At 68.2% G+C, this 16,158-nt stretch carries 13 protein-coding genes, 1 tRNA gene and 1 riboswitch; of the genes, 8 read left to right on the forward strand and 6 right to left on the reverse strand.

All coding sequences use genetic code 11. The annotated features are described in order from the left end of the window. Positions 1-14 precede the first annotated feature (14 nt). On the reverse strand, positions 15-1,049 hold the full coding sequence (cobW, locus tag I0K15_RS06410; RefSeq protein WP_196104567.1) for a cobalamin biosynthesis protein CobW: 1,035 nt from the start codon (positions 1,047-1,049) through the stop codon (positions 15-17). Then, entirely contained in the window at positions 1,046-1,459 is a 414-nt protein-coding gene (locus I0K15_RS06415; protein ID WP_230374314.1) for a DUF1636 family protein, read from the reverse strand. The genes cobW and I0K15_RS06415 overlap by 4 nt, the downstream gene beginning before the upstream one ends. Before the next feature lie 78 nt (positions 1,460-1,537). Beyond that, positions 1,538-1,753: riboswitch (cobalamin riboswitch) on the reverse strand. Between the two features lie 394 nt (positions 1,754-2,147). On the opposite strand from I0K15_RS06415, the gene I0K15_RS06420 reads away from it, so the two are divergent. The 5 genes from I0K15_RS06420 to I0K15_RS06440 all read left to right on the forward strand — a co-directional run bounded on the left by I0K15_RS06420 (position 2,148) and on the right by I0K15_RS06440 (position 9,021). Further along, entirely contained in the window at positions 2,148-2,972 is an 825-nt protein-coding gene (locus I0K15_RS06420) for a UDP-2,3-diacylglucosamine diphosphatase (RefSeq protein WP_196104568.1), read from the forward strand. Position 2,973: 1 nt separating this feature from the next. Then, complete coding sequence (locus I0K15_RS06425) at positions 2,974-4,209, forward strand: BtaA family protein (RefSeq protein WP_196104569.1); 1,236 nt, start codon at positions 2,974-2,976, stop codon at positions 4,207-4,209. 29 nt (positions 4,210-4,238) lie between these two features. Continuing rightward, positions 4,239-4,844 (forward strand): class I SAM-dependent methyltransferase, encoded by a 606-nt coding sequence (locus I0K15_RS06430; RefSeq protein WP_196105391.1) that lies wholly within the window; start codon positions 4,239-4,241, stop codon positions 4,842-4,844. A 174-nt stretch (positions 4,845-5,018) separates the two neighbouring features. Then, on the forward strand, positions 5,019-6,344 hold the full coding sequence (locus tag I0K15_RS06435) for an SWIM zinc finger family protein (protein WP_230374315.1): 1,326 nt from the start codon (positions 5,019-5,021) through the stop codon (positions 6,342-6,344). After that, positions 6,331-9,021 (forward strand): DUF6493 family protein, encoded by a 2,691-nt coding sequence (locus I0K15_RS06440; protein ID WP_196104571.1) that lies wholly within the window; start codon positions 6,331-6,333, stop codon positions 9,019-9,021. The genes I0K15_RS06435 and I0K15_RS06440 overlap by 14 nt, the downstream gene beginning before the upstream one ends. A 52-nt stretch (positions 9,022-9,073) precedes the next feature. On the opposite strand, the gene I0K15_RS06445 is transcribed toward I0K15_RS06440, so the two are convergent. Together I0K15_RS06445 and I0K15_RS06450 are read right to left on the reverse strand one after the other, a co-directional pair. Further along, a tRNA-Leu gene (locus I0K15_RS06445) sits at positions 9,074-9,158 on the reverse strand. A gap of 44 nt (positions 9,159-9,202) precedes the next feature. Continuing rightward, on the reverse strand, positions 9,203-9,910 hold the full coding sequence (locus tag I0K15_RS06450; RefSeq protein WP_196104572.1) for a competence/damage-inducible protein A: 708 nt from the start codon (positions 9,908-9,910) through the stop codon (positions 9,203-9,205). A gap of 34 nt (positions 9,911-9,944) precedes the next feature. Between I0K15_RS06450 and sfsA the strand changes: the two genes are divergently transcribed. From sfsA to radC, 3 genes are read left to right on the forward strand one after another with little or no spacing between them, the layout of a single operon-like run. Beyond that, positions 9,945-10,652, forward strand: coding sequence for a DNA/RNA nuclease SfsA (gene sfsA / locus I0K15_RS06455; RefSeq protein ID WP_196104573.1), 708 nt, complete (start codon positions 9,945-9,947; stop codon positions 10,650-10,652). A gap of 39 nt (positions 10,653-10,691) precedes the next feature. After that, on the forward strand, positions 10,692-11,516 hold the full coding sequence (map, locus tag I0K15_RS06460; RefSeq protein WP_422394007.1) for a type I methionyl aminopeptidase: 825 nt from the start codon (positions 10,692-10,694) through the stop codon (positions 11,514-11,516). Positions 11,517-11,552: 36 nt separating this feature from the next. Then, on the forward strand, positions 11,553-12,290 hold the full coding sequence (gene radC / locus I0K15_RS06465) for a RadC family protein (RefSeq protein WP_230374316.1): 738 nt from the start codon (positions 11,553-11,555) through the stop codon (positions 12,288-12,290). A gap of 57 nt (positions 12,291-12,347) precedes the next feature. Here radC and I0K15_RS06470 read toward each other — a convergent pair whose 3' ends face one another. Both I0K15_RS06470 and I0K15_RS06475 read right to left on the reverse strand, forming a co-directional pair. Next, a complete protein-coding gene (locus I0K15_RS06470; protein WP_196104575.1) occupies positions 12,348-13,934 on the reverse strand; it encodes a substrate-binding domain-containing protein in 1,587 nt (528 codons plus the stop codon). Between the two features lie 73 nt (positions 13,935-14,007). After that, entirely contained in the window at positions 14,008-16,104 is a 2,097-nt protein-coding gene (locus tag I0K15_RS06475; protein WP_196104576.1) for a hypothetical protein, read from the reverse strand. Positions 16,105-16,158: the final 54 nt, after the last annotated feature.

Genomic DNA, 16,158 nt, shown 5'->3' on the forward strand with positions numbered 1-16,158 from the left:
GGTGCGGGCCGTCCTTACGTCAGCGCGGCGGTGATGCGCGCGCGGTCGATGTCGTCGTGCTCGGCGATGACGACGAGCCGTCCCTGCCGCGCCTCATCCGCGGCCCAGGGCCGGTCGAACTGCGTGCGCACGCGGGCGCCCACCGCCTGGACGAGCAGACGCATCGGCTTGCCCGCGACGGCGGCATAGCCCTTCACCCGCAGGATGTTCTGCTCCTCGGCCATCTTCGCGATGCGCTCGGCCAGCGCCTGCGGATCGGTCTGCTCGGGCAGGTCGACGACGATGCTGTCGAACTCCTCGTGGTCATGGTCGTGCGGCGTGTCGTGGTGGGAGGGGCGGGCATCGAGGTCGTCCTCCGCCTTCGCCTCCAGCCCCAGAATCACGCGCGGGTCGACGCGGCCCTCGGCCACCTCGATCACCGGCAGGGTGCGCGGCGCTTCCTCCGCCACGATGCCCTTCGCCTTCGCGATGCCTTCGGCGCCGGCAAGGTCGGTCTTGGTGAGCAGCACGATGTCCGCGCAGGAGATCTGGTCCTCGAAGACCTCCGACAGCGGCGTTTCGTGATCGAGGCTGTCATCGGCGAGGCGCTGGGCCTCCACCTTGTCCACATCGGGGGCGAAGCGGCCCGCGGCCACCGCCTCCGCATCCGCCAGCGCGATCACCCCGTCGACCGTGATGCGGGAGCGGATGTCGGGCCAGTCGAAGGCCTTCAGCAAGGGCTTCGGCAGCGCCAGCCCCGACGTCTCGATCAGGATGTGATCGGGCCGCGGGTCGAGCGCCATGAGCTGCTGGATCGTCGGGATGAAGTCGTCGGCCACGGTGCAGCAGATGCAGCCGTTGGCGAGCTCCAGGATGTTCTCCGCCGGGCAGTTCTCATCGGCGCAGCCCTTCAGTATCTCGCCATCGACGCCGACATCGCCGAACTCGTTGACCACGACGGCGAGGCGGCGACCCTGCGGGTTCTCGAGCAGATGCCGGATCAGGGTCGTTTTGCCCGAGCCGAGAAAGCCGGTGATGACGGAGACGGGGAGTTTTTCGAGCGTGCTCATTCGGCGGCCTCCGGCAGGGTGAGGGGCGGGATACGGGCGATGCAGTTCTTGCGGAAGTGCTCCGGGCGGGTGCGCCAGGGCACGAGGCCGTCGGCGGCGGCGCGATAGAGCGCGGCCCCCTCCAGCACCACGTCGGCATGCGCCTCGGGGTCGAGATTGCCGTAGACATAGGTCCAGCGCCCCTCGCCGCGCAGCGCCACGGTGCAGCCGCGCGAGCAGTTGGACAGGCACTCGACCGCGCGGACGGTCACGCCCTCGGGCGCATCGCGCCCCGCAAGGCGGTCGAGCAGGATGGCGCCGGGGCGCGTCTCGCCCTCGGCCGGTACGGCGCCCTCCTGTCGGCAGGTGGTGCAGACCAGCACCTCGACGGGCGTCAGCATCGCGCCCTCGGCTTGGTTGGAAGTCGTCATCATGGTCCCTCAAAAGGGGGCCAGGGTCAGGATGGCGGGCCGGTTCGGCGGCAGCCCGTCACCGGAGCACCCCGTCCGGTTGGCATCGATCGGCTGGCAGGTCTCCCGGCTTGCGGATGTCGGAGCCTGGGGCTCCGTCGGCGGTCCAACCTTCCCGACCTCATGGTCAGTGGTGCGAGGACCCCTCTCCGGTCACGGTCGCGGGGGCGGCTGCGTTTCCTTGGGCGAAATGGCCCGCGGTCGGCATTCCCTTTTCACCTGCGTCAAACAGGCACCAGCAAAGCCTAGATCGCCGGTCGGACGGAGCCTTGTCAACAAGAGTCGGTGGCTGGAACGTACGGTTCGGGCAGCGCGGGACGAGTGTTTGCCGCGCGACGGGCGGAGAATTGTGACGTCAGCCCGTTTTCAGAGGAGAAGAGGTTGCACACATACTGATGCTTCCGCGTCACAGGTGCCGATCTCGGCCGGTACTCGGCCGCATTGTTGCTTGGAGCGTCTCGGAGCTCCTGCAAGATGCTCAAAGGGATGGAGGCCGACGCGCCCGACCGCCCACCACCCGGATCCGTGCCGGTCCGCTGTTCAGAAGGCCCCACCCAAACTCCTCGTGAGGCCCTTGCAATGGCGCCCGGGATGTCATTGATCCGTCATATCACAGCCATAGGTTGCGCACAGCTATCGGTTGGGGGTCATGGCGCGGTATCGCACGATCTTTCTCTCGGACATCCATCTGGGCACGCGCGGCTGCCAGGCGGAGCTCCTTCTGGACTTCCTGAACGGCAACGATGCGGAGACGATCTTCCTCGTCGGGGACATCGTCGACGGGTGGAAGCTTCGGCGCGGCTGGCGCTGGCCGCAGAGCCACAACGACGTGGTGCAGGCCCTGCTGGAAAAGTCGCGGAAGGGCACCCGGATCCTCTACATTCCCGGCAATCACGACGAGATGGTGCGATCCTATTACGGCGTGCATTTCGGCGGGATCGAGGTCGTGGAGCGGGCGGATCACGTGACCGCCTCGGGCCTCCGCCTGCTGGTGACCCATGGCGATCAGTTCGATGCGATCGTGATGCACGCCAAATGGCTCGCCCATGTCGGCGATCGCGCCTACAACGCGGCGCTCTGGCTCAATACCTGGGTGAACTACACGCGGCGGCTCTGGAATGGGCAGTACTGGTCGCTCTCGAAATGGGCGAAGGCGCAGGTGAAGCACGCCACCAGCTATATCAGCGAGTACGAGACCGTGCTGACTGACGAGGCGCGGCGCGGCGGCTATGACGGCATCGTCTGCGGGCACATCCACTCCGCGCGGATCGCGGACATGGACGGGCTGCTCTACGTCAACACCGGCGACTGGGTGGAGAGCTGCACGGCGGTGATCGAGCGCGAGGACGGCTCGCTGCGCCTGCTCGACTGGGCCGCGCGCCACCGGCGGCGGCAGGCGGTGGCGGACGCCCCGCGCGACAGCGAGGGCCGCCGGGTGAAGCGCCGGCGCACGAGACAGAAGGAAGAGGCTTGAGATGACGATCCAGACCGCGGACATGGACGCGACCCGCGCGGCCGCCGTCCACCAGAACGCAGCACTCAGCCGCGAGGGGCTGTTGGAGCGCGTCTTCTCCCGCTTGTTCCGCGGCCTCGTCTACGCCCAGATCTGGGAGGATCCGGTGGCCGACATGGCCGCGCTCGATCTCACCCGTGGGGACGATATGGTCTGCATCGCTTCGGGCGGCTGCAACGTGATGTCCTACCTGACCGCCGAGCCCCGCTCAATCACTGCGGTGGACCTGTCGGCGGCCCATGTGGCGCTGCTGCGGCTCAAGCTCGCGGGCGCGCGGCACCTGCCGGATTTCGACACGTTCTACCGCTTCTTCGGCCACGCGGATCGGGCCGCGAACGTGCGCACCTATGACGAGGAGCTGGCTCCGCGGCTCGATACGGAGGCACGGGCCTACTGGGAAGGGCGGAGCCTGCGCGGGCGCAACATCAACATGTTCGCCAACAACTTCTACGCCTACGGCCTGCTCGGCCGGACGCTTTGGTTCGCGCATCTCCTCGCCCGGCTCGGCGGCGCGGACCTGCGGCGGGTGCTGTCTGCTAAGACGCTCGAGGATCAGCGGGAGGTCTTCGAAGCGGAGGTCGCCCCGCTCTTCGAAAAGCGCGCGGTGCGCTGGCTGGGGCGGCGGCGCGCCTCGCTCTTCGGCCTCGGCATTCCGCCGGCGCAATACGACAAGCTCGCCGCCGACGGGGACGGCAATGTTATGCCGGTGCTGCGGGAGCGGGTGCGGCGGCTGATGTGCGATTTCCCGATTGCGGAGAACTACTTCGCCTGGGCCGCCTTCAACCGTGGCTACAAGCGGGAGGAGCCTCGCTCCGTCCCGCCTTATCTGGAGCGGGAGGCGTTTGGCACAGTTCGCAAGGGCGCGGCGCACGTGCAGGTCCATAACCGAAGCCTCACCGATCTGCTGGCCGAACAGCCCGCGGAGTCCAAGAGCGTCTATGTCCTGCTCGACGCGCAGGACTGGATGACCGACGCGCAGCTCACGGCCCTCTGGTCCGAGATCACCCGCACCGCCCGGCCCGGGGCCCGAGTGATCTTCCGCACCGGCGGAGCCGCCGACATCCTGCCGGGCCGCGTTGATCCGGCGGTACTGGGGCAGTGGCACTACGATGCGGAGGCCTCCGCAGCCGCCTTCCGCGCCGACCGCTCGGCCATCTATGGCGGCGTGCATCTCTACCGCCTCGGAGCCAAGGTGTGAGCGATCAGAGCCTCTCCCACGGCGCCCTGATGGACGCGACCTACCGCTATCAGCGGCGGTTCTACGACCTGACCCGGCGCTACTTCCTGCTCGGCCGCGACACTCTGATCGAGGATCTGGCACCGGGGCAGGGCGAGACGGTGCTGGAGGTTGCGTGCGGCACCGGGCGGAACCTCGCCCGGATCGGGGCGCGCTATCCGGGCGTCTCGCTCTACGGCCTCGACATCTCGCGGGAGATGTTGCGGACGGCCGAGGTGAAGCTGGGCGACCGGGCGCGGCTCGCTGCCGCGGACGCCTGCACCTTTGACGGCAGCGTACTCTTCGGCGTCGAGCGTTTCGACCGGATCGTGCTGTCCTATTCGCTGTCGATGATCCCCGACTGGCCTGCCGCCGTGGAGCAGGCGCTGCGCCACCTCGGCCCCGACGGTCGGCTGCATATCGTCGATTTCGGCGATCAGGCGCGGTTGCCGGCCTGGTTCCGCAGCATCCTCCGCACCTGGCTCGCCAAGTTCCACGTCACGCCGCGCGGCGACATGGAGGCGGTGCTGACTGACCTCGCCGCACGCCACGGCGTTACCTGCACCTTCCGCCCGCTCTATCGCGGCTATGCGTGGAGCGCCGTGCTCGCCCGCTGACGGCTCGATCGGGCCCTTCGAAAACCGCGCCGCGCAACCGCGTTGTTGTGCGCAAGCGACGGCGAGTTTCTAAATGCTTTCAACGTGCTTCGCGTCGTTGCGCGATCGGTCAAGTTGGTCTGAGATCCGGGTCGTCATTGCCGCCGAACGGATCCGTCCATGCTCGAACACCGGTTGACCTACCGCACGCGCTCCGAGCTGGAGGCCACCTCCTCCGGCACGTGGCTGCGGCTCGCGAGCGAGGGCGACGCGTCGGATGTTCCCCGAGGTTTTCTGGTCACAAGGGCGCTCTCTCCCGATGTCACGGCCCGAAGCCTGCGCGCGGTGTCCGAGATCGTGGGCTCCCGCTTCTACGTGCCGCCCGCGATGCTCGCGCGGATCCTGCGCGAGGCGGATCCCGTGGCGACTGTCAGCCCCGGTGCGGTGCGGTTCGAGGGGTTCTCCGCCTGTTGCAGCGCCTATATCCGGCTCGACCTCGGCGACGATGCGCTCGACGTGGCGGAGCACCGGAACGGGACCACGAATGTCGATTTCGGCCCCGAGCTTCGCGCCGCCCTCGCACGTGTCCGCCGAGACAGCACCCTCGATATCACGATCGGGGAGGACAGCGTCGGCATCTCGCATGAGAGTGCTGCGGTCGTGGAGCGCAAGGTGCCGCTTCCCCTCCGCTGGATCCGCGGCTTCGGCGAAGTGCAGGTCCACCTCGTGCGGATGCGCCGTACCGCGAACGTGCCGCGCATCGCTGCGCACCGGTTCCTGCGGGCCCAACCGCGTTCCAAGACCGACCACCTGCAGTGGATCACGGTGACCGCGAGCGGTCTGCGCACATCCGCCCGGCAGTCCGATGGGGCAGTACCGCTACGGGGCGGGCACCGGCTGCGCGTGCTCGAGCCGCTGATGCCCTTCGCGGACGAGATGGAGATCTGGATCGACGATGCAACGGGCAGCACCGCTTGGGTACTCGTCCTCGGCGCCCAGCGGCTCACTCTCGTTCTGAATGCCGAGCCGTGGCGCGGGTTCTCGGGCGACGGGGGGCTCCTGTCGGACCTCGCCGGAGCTGATGAGAGCGACGTGGCGGCACTCCGAGCCCAGTTCCACTGGCAGGACCGACTTGTTCCGGCGGAGCTGGCGGAGGCGACGGGACTCGCGGCGGACACACTGGACCGGGCGCTGGCGCGGGCCGCCGCCGAAGGGCTCGTCGGCTTCGACCTCGCGACCGGGGCCTATTTCCACCGGGTGCTACCCTTCCGCCTCGACCGGATGGAGCGCCTCAACCCGCGGCTGAAGGCGGCGCGGGCGCTAGTCGAAGCGGGCGCGGTGGAGCTCGGCACCGACAGCGCGAAGGTGACATCCGACGGTGTGGTCCACGAGTTGCGCCTCTCCGGGGACGCTCTGAGCTGCACCTGCCCCTGGCATGCGAAGCACAAGACAGCGCGCGGGCCCTGCAAGCACGCGCTCGCAGTCGATATGGCGATGGAGGCCGGACGTGACGGAAGATGAGGCGCTCGAACTCGCAAGTACGGCGAAGGCAGCAACCGCGCTGACGCGCTTCGCAGCCGTGGACGAGGCGACGCGGCGGAAGCTCTCCAAGCCCGTCAACGCCTTATGGAAGGCGTATTGGCGTGCCGAGTTCTCCCTCGCGGCCAAGACTCCAGCACCGCCGAATATTCGGGACCACGACGCGCTGCGGATCGCGATGCTGGCTACGGGCACCCCGTCCGAGCTGAAGCCCTACGGCTTTCACAGCTTGCCGCGCGAGATCGATCTGGTCGAGGTGATGCGGGCACTGCGGCCGAGCTGGCTTGACCGCTACGTTGCCGACCTGATCGAGGGCTCCGCCTATCTCGTCTGGCAGGTCGCTCCGCTCTGGCGGGAGGGGCTGTGCACCCGGCCCGAGACCGACCACCTCATCCTCGGCTACTACGCCCACGGCGGCGGTGCGCGGCTCGCCGCAGAGGAGCCGCGTTTCGCGAGCCACGATGTCTGGCGGTTCTTCGAGGTCGAGGGGGGCGGCGATCTCAGCCTCGCCGCGGTCGACAAGTATACCCAGCCGGAGCATCAGTGGGCGACCGTTCTGCTGGACATGAGCCGCGCCGGAACGCTCGACCGGTCGCGCGTGCTCGACGCCTCGCTCGACGCGCTGGAGCGCGATTTCGGGCAGTTTCGCGCCGGTTGGTACTCGCGCTTTCACACTGCGCTCGATCCCTCGCTCGAGGAAATGACCGAGCGTTCGGCGCGCTATCTGCGTTTGGTCTCCAGCCCGATCCCGCCGACGGTGTCCTTCGTCCTGAAGGCCCTAAAGGTGCTGGAGAAGGCGGGCAGGCTGGAGGCCGACGACGTGCTGGCCGAGATCGGCCCGGCGCTGCAGGCGCGGCAGAAATCCACCGTGACGGGCGCGATGCAGATCCTCGCCTCGGTTGTGAAGCGGGCGCCGGATCGCGCGTCCGAGGTTGCAAGGCTGGCAGCGACTGCGCTGATTTCCGAGGCCGCGGACGTTCAGGCCCGGGCGCTCGACCTGATCGAGCGGCTGAATGCCGTGCAGGATCCGGAGCTTCAGGTGATCCTCGCGGCCCATCTCGACGCCGTTGCGCCCTCGCTAAGACCCCGCCTTGCCGCGATGGTCGGCGCGGCGCTCCGCGAGCCAGCGGAACCGCTGCCGTCTGCCGCCGCTCAAGGCGCTACGGCCATTCAGATCGAGCCGGTGCAGACGGTGGACGACGCGATCACACTCTTCCTCGAAGTGCTGGAGAACTGCCGCGATCCCTTCACGGTCGAACGAGCCGTCGATGGTATCGCCCGGTTCGGCGTCGAGGCTCTGGCGAGTGACAAGCTCTCTCCCGTCGCCAAGCGCTGCCGCCAGTTGCTGGAGCGGCCCGGTGATGTGGAGCTCCGAACGGCGCTCGCAGCGACCGGTGTTGCGTGGGTGGAGGGGAAGACCATCGATGACACCATGGCCGGTCGTGTTCCCAAGGGGTGTCACGACGGCATCTCCCGTGACGGCTTCACTTGGGTCTTCGCCCGTCGCAATCAGGATGTGCTCGCCGGCCTGCGCGCTGGCCTGTCCGGGCCGCTCCTGTCCCTGCCATCCGACACGAGTGGCCGCGTTCACCCTGCCGATCTGGTCGAGCGCCTGGCGGCGTATAGTGGAGCTTCGATCCCGCGCCGCGACCTGGCGCTCGCCCTGATGCGCTTGAGCTCCGAGGGTCGGCAGGCCGCCCTGGATCGGCTCGAAGGCACATCGGAGCCAGAGCGCGCTTTCGCCTTCGCGCTGGGCGCCGCTGTGACACCCGAAAGCGATGCCGCGCTCTGGGTCGCGGCCTGGGCTGCCCGGTCGCCGGATGCAGCCGATCCCGACATCGTCCGCCTCGTCGGAGCACCCGTTGCGGGCGGCGGGACACCCACCGCGCTCTCGCTGAACGTGACAACCCGATCAAGCACCCCCTACATCTGGCCTGTGATCGATGTCGAGGTCACGCCACCGTCCACCGACGCCAATGAGAAATTCGCCTCCAGCCTGTTCCATCTGAAGTCGGAATACAGCTACCTCCACGCCAACCCCTGTGGGCATTCCTTTGAGGACATCGCCTGGTCGTCCACCGTCTGGCCCGGCCACATGGAGCCGTTCTTCGCGGTCGCGGTTCTGGCGCTGGACACCGATCAGAAGCTGACCGATCACCATTGCCGCGCCTTTCTCGAACCGTTCTTCCGGCCGGACCCACCAACCGGACCGCTGGCGCTCGCCACGCTCGGCTACTACCTCGCCTCCGCCGACCGATCCGTGACAGACCTCGCCGTGGATGCGATCTCGGGTCTGGTGGAGGAAGGGCGGATCCCACCGGATGCCTTCGCTGCGCAGCTCTGGCCCTTCCTCGCCATCGGCGCGCTACCGCTAGGTCGCTGGCTGCGGGCGTTCCGCGATCTCGCGGCGCTGTCCGGCATCCACGCTGCCTTCGTCCGGGCGGTCATGACGGGGCTCCTGCGCTTCGATCCGGAGGAGCCGCCCCGCGAGCTCGGCGCCATGCTAGAACTGCTCTTCGAACTACATGTCGAGACTGGCGCTAGGCTGGACGATCCCGCCGTCCGCGCCTTCCTTCAGCAGATCCGCAGCGGCGGCAAGGCGGGGCGCTTCGCGAAGAAGCTGCTCTCCCTAGGAGACGTCGAAGCGGCGTCATCCTGACGCCCGGGCATCAGAGCCGGGGCATCCCCCTCGCCAACCGACATACAAAAAATGGTGCGGACGGTGGGACTTGAACCCACATGGCCGAGGCCGACGGATTTTAAGTCCGTTGCGTCTACCGATTCCGCCACGTCCGCAGTCCTCGCCTGATAGCACCCCGACACGGCGGGCGGTAGGGCGATCAGAGGGTGCGGATGTCGGCCATCGCCGCGTCGAGCTTCGCGCGATCAACAGCCCGCGCGACGACGTTGACCTGGAAGCGCCCGTCCACAATCCGCGGGTAGGAGCCGATCGACACCTCGGGATGCCGCGCCACGATCTGCGCCAGCGGGGCCGCGAGGTCCCCCTCCCCCGACTCCACCCGATGCTCTTCGGAGATCAGCGGCGCGCCGCCCTCCAGCGTCGCGACCACGCTCTCCACCATCACGGCGAAGATCTTCGGCACGCCCGCCATCACATGCACGTTGCCGAGGGTGAAGCCCGGCGCCTTGGAGATCGGGTTGTCGATCAGCGCCGCCCCATCGGGGATGCGCGCCATGCGCAGGCGCGCCTCGTTCAGGTCGTTCTCCGGATCGGCGTAGTTCGTGGCGAGGATCGCGCGCGCATCCTCCCGCACGTCGATGCCGACGCCGAACGCCTTGGCGATGCAGTCGGCGGTGATGTCGTCGTGCGTAGGGCCGATCCCGCCGGAAGTGAAGACGTGGTCGTATTTCGAGCGCAGCGCATCCACCGCGCCCACGATTTCCGCCTCCACATCCGGGACCATTCGGACCTCCGCCAGCCCGATCCCCTTGGCCCCCAGCGCTTGGGCGAGCACCTGCACGTTCACGTCCTGGGTGCGGCCCGACAGGATCTCGTCCCCGATCACGAGCATGGCGGCGGTGGGCATGGCGCTTCTCCGGTTTCTTCTGTAGGCGGAGGGGATGCAGTTCGATCCGCCCCTCGTCCCCGCCACGTTGCTCCGCAGGTATAAGCGCTTCCTGGCCGATGTCATCCTGGAGGATGGGCGAGAGGTGACGGTGCACTGCGCCAATCCGGGCAAGATGCTCGGCGTCTCCACGCCCGGCGCGCGGGTCTGGCTGCAGCCCGCCACCGATCCGAAGCGGAAGCTGCAATGGTCATGGCGGCTGATCGAGCTGGAGGACGGGCACCTCGCGGGCATCGACACCGGCGTGCCCAACCGGATCGTCGGCGAGGCGCTGAGCGCCCGCGCGATCCCGGAGCTCGCGCCCTGGCAGACCATCCGGCCCGAAGTGAAGTATGGCGAGAACTCCCGCGTGGATTTCCACCTCTCGGGCGGGCCGGGCCCCGACATCTGGCTGGAGGTCAAGAACGTCCACCTCCGCCGGGAGGACACCCTCGCCGAGTTTCCCGACAGCGTGACCACTCGAGGCGCCAAGCATCTGCGCGAGCTCTCCGCCCGGGTCGCCGCCGGGGAGCGGGCCGTCATGCTCTACGTCATACAACGTACGGATTGTGATAGGATCGCGATGGCCGCCGATCTCGACCCGGCCTATGCGGAGGCGTTCGAGCGCGCCGCGGACACCGGGGTGGAGATGATCTGTCATGGAACCCGCATTTCACCAGATGGTGTTCAGCTCGCGGGCGCCCTGCCTGTCATTCGGCGGTGAATTGCCTATATTGCTGCCAAACCCGCTCTTGGACCCCCGATGACACTCATGGACCAGCCCCGTACAATCCAGACCAACCGCGACGGTATCAACATCCATGCCGCCGAGGATTACGCCGGAATGCACAAGGCGGGCCGCCTCGCGGCCCAGATCCTCGACGAGATCGGGCCGCTCGTTCAGCCCGGCGTGACGACCGGGGAGCTGGACCGGGTCATCCAGGACAAGATCGAGGCGGCAGGCGCCCTCTCGGCCACCATCGGGTACAAGGGCTACCAGCACGCCTCCTGCATCTCGATCAATCACGTGGTCTGTCACGGCATTCCGGGGGCGAAGGTCCTGCGGGACGGCGACATCCTCAATATCGACGTGACCGTGATCTTGGACGGCTGGTACGGCGACACGTCGCGCATGTTCTGGGCCGGCAAGCCCAGCCGGAAAGCGGAGCGTCTGATCCGCATCACGCATGACGCGCTGATGGAGGGGATCGCCGCGGTGAAGCCCGGCAAGACCTTCGGCGACATCGGCTACGCGATCCAGCGCTTCGCCGAGGCGCAGCGCTGCTCGGTCGTGCGCGATTTCTGCGGGCACGGGCTGGGGCGGCAGTTCCACTCGGCGCCCAACGTGCTGCATTACGGACGGCCCGGGCGCGGTCCGGTGCTGGAGCCCGGCATGTTCTTCACCATCGAGCCGATGATCAATCTCGGCCGGGCGGAGACCAAGATCCTCGCCGACGAATGGACCGCCGTGACCAAGGACCGGTCGCTGAGCGCGCAGTACGAGCACTCGATCGGCGTGACCGAGACGGGGTGCGAGATCTTCACCCTCTCGCCCGGCGGCCTCTACGAACCCGACTTCTCCCGTTAAGCCCACCTTAACCACCGCTGGATGAGCCTGCGGGGCATGAAGGATGCTCCGCCCCTGCCCGGCTTCTCCGAAGCGCCGCAGTCGTTCCCGGCCACAGGCGCACGGCCCGACCAGGTGAACCACCGCGCCCGCTTGCGTGCACGGTTCATGGCGGGCGGGGCCGACGCGCTGCCGGACTACGAACTGCTGGAGCTGGTGCTGTTCCGCGCGATCCCGCGCCGGGACGTGAAGCCGCTGGCAAAGGCCCTGATGGCGCGCTTCGGCGACTTCAACGCCGTGATCTCCGCCCCCACCGCACGGCTGACCGAGGTGCAAGGGGTCGGCGACGCCGTCGTGCAGGAGCTGAAGATCGTCGAGGCCGCCGCCCACCGCCTCGCCCGGGCCGAGGTGATGGGGCGGGAGGTCATCTCCTCCTGGGACGCGCTGGTCCGCTACTGCCGCATCGTGCTGTCCCACGCGCCGACGGAGCGGTTCCGCATCCTCTTCCTCGACCGGCGCAACATCCTGATCGCCGACGAGGTGCAGCAGAGCGGCACCGTCGACCACGTTCCGGTCTACCCGCGAGAGGTCGCCCGGCGCGCGCTAGAACTCGGCGCCTCCGCCCTCATCCTCGTCCACAACCACCCCTCGGGCGATCCCACGCCCAGCCAGGCGGACGTGGACATGACCCGCACAATCGAAGCCGCCCTGCGCCCGCTCGACATCGTGCTCCACGACCACATCGTCGTCGGCAAGGGGCACGAAGTGAGCCTGCGCGCCGGTGGCTATCTCTGACCCCAAACGAAAACGGCGCCCCGGGGGGCGCCGCTTCCTGTTTCTCTGAGGTCCGGATCAGACGCGGTCGCGGATCCAGATTTCCACGCGGCGGTTCACCTGGCGGCCCTGGAAGGTCTCGTTGCAGCCCACCGGGGAGATCTCGCCGAAGCCCAGCACGTTGATCTGCTGATCGTCGAGCGAACCGGCCGGTGCGGCCTGAACGATTGCCTCGAGCACCTGCTCGGCGCGACGCTCGGACAGCGCGCGGTTGAGGTCCGGACGGCCGATCGAGTCGGTGAAGCCGACCAGCATCACTTCCTTGCCGTCATAGGCACCGCGGGCGAGCTGCTCCGCGACGCGCACGACGTCGCGCTGTGCTTTCGCGTCGAGCAGCGAAGAGCCCGGCTGGAAGCGCAGCGTGGTGGACAGACGCTCGGCGTTCAGCATCAGGGAGGCGAAGTCACGCACATCCGTCAGCTGCTCCGCATCCTCGGCCGCCAGCATGGCGGAGGCGAGGCGCAGGCCCTGCTCGTTCATCGCGGCACCGGAGATGCCCTGGTCGATGAAGCCCGCGTCTGCGATGATGTCCTGCGCGGCATCGGAGCTCACGAAGTCGATCAGGTTGCGGGCGTGGTTCGGCAGGGTCTGGTTCGTCGTGTAGAGGTAGAGACGACGCGCCAGCGGGTATTCCTCGGCCTTGATGTTGAAGACCGACGGCTCGGTGACGATGCCGCAGACCTCCTCAATCCCCACGGCCTGAGCGTTGCGCTCGTTGGCGTAGGAGGTGAAGCCGATGCCGAACGGATCGTTGGCGACCGCGTCGGACAGGTCCGCGTTGTCGTTGATCACGCGTGCGTTCGACGTCATCTCGAGGCCGAGCGGGTCGAGCACGGTGCTGGCGAACACGCCGCGGGTGCCGGAGCCGGCCTCACGGCTGTAGACGTTGATCGGAGCGTTCGCGCCGCCGACCTGCGACCAGTTGGTGATGTCGCCGGAGAAGATGCCCGCCATCTCCTCGAGGGAGAGATTGCGCACCGGGTTGGTCCGGGACGTTACCACCAGCAGACCGTCGAGCGCGAGGATGTATTCCTGCGTCGGGTCCGTGATGTTGCCGAGATTGGCCGCGTCGAAGGCCTGCGCCTCACGCGGACGCACCTGGCGGGACGCCATGCCGATCGAAGCGGAGCCTTCCAGGAGCGACTGGAACGCCGCGCCGGAGTTCGCGGAGGCGATCTCCACATCCGCGATCTTGCCGCCCGAGAGATCCTCGATGGCCAGAGCGCGGGAGCCGTCGGCGTTCAGCTGGTTTGCCGCGATGTCGGCGTCGAGTGCGAAGGAGTAGCCTTCGACCAGTGCCGGCATCAGGTCGCCGCCGATCGTGTCGGAGCCCGCGATGCGGAACTCGGACACCAGAAGCGACGGATCGGGGCAGCCCGTGCCTTCGCAGGAGACCTGGTAGGCGTCGATGGTGATGTCACCGATCGCCGATCGGATCAGGTAGTTCTGCCCATCGAACTCGACCAGATCACCACGCAGGGTGATCGAGCCGTCATACGATTGCAGGGTGACTTGCTGTGCAACCACGGGTGCGGTCGTCAACGTCAGCGCGGCCGCGAGCCCCACTCGACCGATTGTGCCGCGGACAACCTTACTCAGTTTCATCCCTAAGTCCCTCATCTTTCCTGTGGCCGGTTCCGGCGCCTTTTACGCTGCTAATATGTAGTCCATCGTCGTATCAGCGCTGCGCGACGGTGATATCACGCACTGCCGATGAGAATGACACGATGTCCCCGTCCGTTCCGCAACCCGCCGTTTCGATGGAGACGGTGTCACGGTCCGAAGTCAGTGCCTGGTTGTTGTAAAGAGACAGCACCTGGACCCGGTCATTGCAGGATTCTGCGCCTTCTGAGACACGCACCTGCGTGTTGACGACGCCCGCCTGTGTCCGACGAGACACAGGAAGAGTGTAGACCTCCACCTGGCGCGCACCCGGCAGGCCGAGCTGCGTCAGGTAACCGCCGCCGTTCCGGCGCGAGTCGCGGTAGCTGCGCGGGTTCTGCTCCCACACGTGACCGTCGCTGCCCTCGGCTGCGGTGTACTCCAGCGCGTGGAGGTCGAGATTGATGTCGCCGTTCCAGGCGATCGCGACGCGGGCAACCCGGTCGATGCCGCGCACGACGATGTCGGTTTCCGCCTCGGCCCCGTCGACGAAGCGCGCCGAGATGGTCGTCTCCTCGTCGAAGGCCGGAAGGTCGATCTGAAGCTGGCCGTTCGCGTCGGTGACGCTGTCGACCTCGAGACCGGAATAGCCGATCGTGACCAGCGAGTTGGGCCGGCACTCGGACGTCAGTGTGACGGCGAGCACTTCGCCCAGCTTGGCCGAAGCAATCATGTTGGCGCTGCAGGTCGCGACGGCCGCGTCTGTCGTCGGCGTCTCGTTCACCTCGGGAACCGTCGGCTCGGCCGGCGTGAGGGCCGCGGTGCGGACCTCGTTGCTGTCGCTGGAGTTGTTGACGCTGGGTGCGCGCGGCGACTGCGGCAGGCCGAGTGCGGTGACCTGCTGCTCGACCGGCAGCGAGGGCGCCTGCGGCGACTCACCGCTGCGCGAGGACGCGCTGTCGGATGCGAGCGGCACGATGATCTGCGCGGCGCGCTCGGTCACGACACCTGCATTGCTGAGGCTGGCCGTGCCCTGAACCTGCGGACGGGCCGCGCTGGTCTGGGAGGCCACCGCGACGCGCGGGCTCTCGACCGCCTCGGGCCGCGGTGCGGCAGGCGCCGGGCGGAACATGGACGTCACGGAGCGGAGCGTCAGGCTGCCGCCGCTGCGCGCGCCCTGAACATTGGCCGCGGAGGGCTCGACCGCTGCGACGCGGGGCTGCGACGGCAGACCGGGACGCGCCACCGGGGCGCTGTCGGCATCGCCGCCACCCAGGCGCGGTGCGGTGCCGCCGGCGCCGGGGCGCTGCGGCAGGGACGGTGCGGACGGACGTGCGTTGGACGCGTCCGGTGCGTTCGGAAGCGACGCGATCTGCTGGCCGCCACCCAGGCTCGGGCGGGACGGCGAGGGCGACGCGGCTGCGAAGTCGCGGCTCACGCTGCCAAGCTGCGGCGCGGCCGGGCGGCCGACTGCGATGCGCTCGGGCGCGGAGCCGCGGCGCAGCGTCGGCGCGCTGCCGTCGATATCGAGGCTCGGCGCGCCAAAGCCGCTGGAGGCGAGACCGCGCGCGGTGACAGCCGCACTCTCCTGCCGGTCGAGGCCGGAGCCGGAGCCCTGCATCGGGCGGCCGATCTGCACCGGCTGGACATTACGATTGCGGATGGACGCCAGCGCGTCCGCCGGCGCGATGCCGACATTGGAGTTCGGAGCGGCGAGCGACGGTGCGCGCAGCGTGGGGAACGCGGAGTTGCTGTCGGCAACCGCGTTGCTGCGGTTCGGCAGCGCGTCGGGGAGGGCGACCGACAGCCGGACCTGCGCGCTCGGGCAGGTGTCGCCCTGGATCACACAGTAGGTAAAGACGACCTGGCCGGAGCAGGCGTCCGAGTTGAGGTACTCGATCTGCCCGCCCGAGCGGCGCACGGTGCCGCAAACCGGGTTTTCAACAATCAGAAGGCGATCTGCATCGCCCTGGGCCACGTTCACGTCATTGGACAGAACGTCCAGCGTCTGCGTGCGCCCGGCCCGAACATCGTACTCGTCCTCGACAGCCTCGTAGGCGTCGACGGAGCCGAAAGCGGCCATAATGAATTCGCTGCGTTGTGCCATTGTGCCGACTGCGATGACCAGAACCACCGCCGTTAGAAGCACCATGAGCCGATCATCGGCTTTCATCGTTGATCCCCCACGAATCGTCGCCCCGCGTCCCTCATCGCGTGACCTGTCGAG

Origin of the sequence: Pontivivens ytuae (assembly GCF_015679265.1) — a bacterium.
Lineage (GTDB): Bacteria > Pseudomonadota > Alphaproteobacteria > Rhodobacterales > Rhodobacteraceae > Pontivivens > Pontivivens ytuae.

What these genes read in the sequence shown, in the direction of transcription:
- cobW (WP_196104567.1), bottom strand. Translation starts at nt 1,049, where the DNA reads ATGAGCACGCTCGAAAAACTCCCCGTCTCCGTCATCACCGGCTTTCTC.
- I0K15_RS06415 (WP_230374314.1), bottom strand. Translation starts at nt 1,459, where the DNA reads ATGACGACTTCCAACCAAGCCGAGGGCGCGATGCTGACGCCCGTCGAG.
- I0K15_RS06420 (WP_196104568.1), top strand. Translation starts at nt 2,148, where the DNA reads ATGGCGCGGTATCGCACGATCTTTCTCTCGGACATCCATCTGGGCACG.
- I0K15_RS06425 (WP_196104569.1), top strand. Translation starts at nt 2,974, where the DNA reads ATGACGATCCAGACCGCGGACATGGACGCGACCCGCGCGGCCGCCGTC.
- I0K15_RS06430 (WP_196105391.1), top strand. Translation starts at nt 4,239, where the DNA reads ATGGACGCGACCTACCGCTATCAGCGGCGGTTCTACGACCTGACCCGG.
- I0K15_RS06450 (WP_196104572.1), bottom strand. Translation starts at nt 9,910, where the DNA reads ATGCCCACCGCCGCCATGCTCGTGATCGGGGACGAGATCCTGTCGGGC.
- sfsA (WP_196104573.1), top strand. Translation starts at nt 9,945, where the DNA reads ATGCAGTTCGATCCGCCCCTCGTCCCCGCCACGTTGCTCCGCAGGTAT.
- map (WP_422394007.1), top strand. Translation starts at nt 10,692, where the DNA reads ATGACACTCATGGACCAGCCCCGTACAATCCAGACCAACCGCGACGGT.
- radC (WP_230374316.1), top strand. Translation starts at nt 11,553, where the DNA reads ATGAAGGATGCTCCGCCCCTGCCCGGCTTCTCCGAAGCGCCGCAGTCG.
- I0K15_RS06470 (WP_196104575.1), bottom strand. Translation starts at nt 13,934, where the DNA reads ATGAAACTGAGTAAGGTTGTCCGCGGCACAATCGGTCGAGTGGGGCTC.
- I0K15_RS06475 (WP_196104576.1), bottom strand. Translation starts at nt 16,104, where the DNA reads ATGAAAGCCGATGATCGGCTCATGGTGCTTCTAACGGCGGTGGTTCTG.